3 protein-coding genes and 1 pseudogene are annotated in these 3226 nt (G+C 30.7%); all 4 read left to right on the forward strand.

What is annotated here, in order from left to right; all coding sequences use genetic code 11:
* Positions 1 to 324: 324 nt before the first annotated feature.
* The 4 genes and pseudogenes from ACTTKP_RS11750 (at position 325) to ACTTKP_RS11765 (ending at position 3062) form a co-directional block, all read left to right on the forward strand.
* Positions 325 to 1587, forward strand: a complete 1263-nt coding sequence (locus ACTTKP_RS11750) for an IS110 family transposase (RefSeq protein ID WP_442554077.1) — start codon at positions 325 to 327, stop codon at positions 1585 to 1587.
* Between the two features lie 163 nt (positions 1588 to 1750).
* A pseudogene (locus ACTTKP_RS11755) lies at positions 1751 to 1923 on the forward strand (IS30 family transposase); the annotation flags it as partial.
* A gap of 168 nt (positions 1924 to 2091) precedes the next feature.
* Complete coding sequence (locus ACTTKP_RS11760; protein ID WP_442554078.1) at positions 2092 to 2367, forward strand: hypothetical protein; 276 nt, start codon at positions 2092 to 2094, stop codon at positions 2365 to 2367.
* Positions 2368 to 2912: 545 nt separating this feature from the next.
* Positions 2913 to 3062, forward strand: a complete 150-nt coding sequence (locus tag ACTTKP_RS11765) for a hypothetical protein (protein ID WP_442554079.1) — start codon at positions 2913 to 2915, stop codon at positions 3060 to 3062.
* Positions 3063 to 3226 lie beyond the last annotated feature (164 nt).

Below are 3226 nucleotides of genomic sequence, written 5' to 3' on the forward strand. Positions count from 1 at the left end.
ATGTCGTGGTTTCATCTAAAAATCGGTATAATAAAAAAGTCGGTATAACTCATATACTAATAGTATAAGAACAGCTCTAAGCATATTTCTTAAAAATGAACCTAATCATCTATGATAAAATTATAGATATTAGGGATGAAATGGGATTGTTTTATGTGCTTGCTGGGTTTCCAACTTAGGAATTACTCATTTCGTAGACTCCACCCTCATTCCATTACCTTTCATCTTTTCGGTTGGTTAGGTTCATTTATTGATTACCTGTAAACTTAAGATCCTGTTGTGGTTTTGGATTAACAGGGCATCCCAAATTATAGGAGGTATATTATGTCAGAAAAAATTGTTGTAGGAATTGATGTGAGTAAGGCTTTCAGTGATATCTGTATTCTATCGCCCAATAATAACATTATCAAAAGAATTAAAATTTATAATGCTGTTATTGGTATGAATTCGCTCATCTCTGTACTTGAAAAAGTAGAAGATGAATATGAATATGAAGACAGGGCAGTAATTATCATGGAAGCTACCGCACACTACCATCAAATTTCAGCTAATTTTTTTCGTAACCATAAGTACGAAGTCATTGTAATTAATCCGATTCAAAGTGGGGAATTGAAAAATATCAATATCCGAAAAATCAAATCAGATAAAACGGATGCATATAATATAGCGTTGCTATATCGTATTAAAAATTACAATGAAACAATTACACACTCAGATACCGTTAACAGTATCAAAAAGCTTTGCAGACAACACAAAGAATTGACTGATGAAATTGTGGAACACATCAACTGCTTAATCGCTTTTTTAGACATTTCCTTTCCGGATTTGCAAGGTAAAACATCTTTATCTTTGCTTGAAAAATATCCTACTGTACAGGATGTCTTATCTCCTGAAAATAAGCAAGATATGATTCAGCTGATAAAAGAGAATTCACACAAAAGCTATTCCTATGCCGAAGCAAAGTATGAAAAACTATTGCAAGCTGCTGAAAAATCTATTGAAGTTTGTATAGTAAACCTTAGTTCATCAGTACTTATTCAAACAAGGGTAAGTGTTATTTTCAGTTTACAGGAAGCTTTGAAAGCAATCAATGATGAAATCAAGAAATTATCTCTTTTAGATGAAAAGTTTCATAATGATATTATGCTTTTACAAAGTATTCCGGGCATTGGAGAATACACAGCCTGTGTTGTTTTATCAGAACTTGGATACATATCCAATTTCTCTAAACCGAAAGAATTAGTTGCCTTCTTTGGCTTGGATCCGGGAGTATCTCAAAGCGGAACATACAATAGGAAAAACAATAAAATCTCTAAACGAGGATCACCTCATGTTCGCTTAATTCTCCATATGTTGGCAAAGTCTAATGTATATCCGAATCGCAACAGAGAGTATTTAAATCCTGTTATGCGAGCTTATTTTGAAAAGAAAATAGCTGAAAAACCGTATAAAGTTGTAATGTGTGCAATTATGCGAAAGATGGTTCAAATGATTTTTGCTGTTCTTAGAAACCAAAAATCATTTGAATTAAGAACACCTGAAGAACATCAAAAACTAATTCGTGAAAATAGTAAGCAGGCTGCATAAATTATTAAAAGTGTTGCCTCAAAAAAAGAAAGTGTATGAGGCTTATTTGCTATGTGCATTTTTAGGTTTGGTAACTGAAAAATATTCTTACAATTTAAAAAAATAACTATTGACTTTCCTTAGTTGGTCTACAATTATCTGGATTCTGGATAATAAAAGTCGGTATAACTCTTATGAGAGAGGTAGCAATGAAAATAATAAACTAATAAGGTACTTTATTGAAAATGGGATAGACATAGGTAAATTCAGTAAAAAGAAATAGAAAAATTTATGAATAACTATCCTAGAAAGTTGTTAGATGGATTAAGTTCTAATGGGGTTTATAAAACTTTATAAAAAACTAACACTTAGGGTTGCGATTTATATTGTAAAGATGATTGAAACTTATATACAAAGCACTAAAAAACTGATATAATATAAATTAAGAAAAAAGTAGGAGGTAAATATGGGAGATATACCAGACAAAATAAGATTTCATACAGGGAGTAAAGCTGGATAACGAAATTGGAAAGTTATTTAAAATATAAAAGTCCTGATAATGGGCTGACAATAGATGATTTATTCAAAACAGAAGGTTATGCCTGTATGTATAAATCATTAGGCAGTACAGTAAATGAGATATATGAAAAACAAATAACAGTTTCATTATTTAGAGATATCTACCCTACAGAGCTTTTCAAATATCTACAGGAAACAGGTAGAGAAATAAAAGAAGAATATCAAGTACATTATGTTAAAGGGAATATACCATTTGATACCCAAATAGTAGTTATGAAGTAAGTTAGATGGTAGAAAATATGGTGTATTTAAAGTAATATCAAAAAATGTAAAAAAAGAAGATATAAAGAGATTTTTGACAGACCTATCTTTAGCTGATATTGATATGATAGGAAAATAGCTCAGTAATAAGGGAAATCTTTTGTTGAAAGAATATTTTATAAATAGTAAAATGGAGTGTCTGCTTTTTAGTGGAGAAAAATAAAAAAGAAGAACATAGCTAATATATGATATGAGTTTGTTGACCAAAACCAAATTATAAGGAGAGTAACTATGCAAGAGTACTATAACACAGAACGAAGAAAAGGTAAACATTTAACTTTCGGGGAAAGAAATCAGATTTTGGTAATGTTAAGAATGATTGTTATATAGTGATTTAAGTACATATAGTGAATATAGTCTGGAATACCCTAAGACATTTAAACGGAGATTTCGCAGTATTACGGTGGACAATAGGGCGGAGTTTGCGAATACAGAGGGGATAGAAAAATTAGGTGTGCAAGATGTGTATTATGCCCACAGTTATTGTTACTATGAAAGAGGAACTAATGAAAATGCAAATAAAGTTAGTAAGACGCTTTATAGCGAAAGGAAAAGAAATAGAGGATTATAGTGAAGGGCAAATAAGAGAAATAAATAATATGCCATGCAAAGTGCTTGATGGGCAAACTGGCGAAGAAGTTTATCGAAAGAGATAGTAAATATATGTATAAAAAAACGGCATGAAGGGAATAAATACTATTATTATTTATTGACGTGTTTGAGTGTAATGAAATTATATAAATTCGGAATAGCGAATATTTCCCATTATGTGGTATAATAAATATTAGGGAGTGTTGTATCATGTATTAAACAGAAAGGA

Origin of the sequence: Catonella sp., assembly GCF_052169795.1 — a bacterium.
GTDB lineage: Bacteria > Bacillota > Clostridia > Lachnospirales > Lachnospiraceae > Catonella.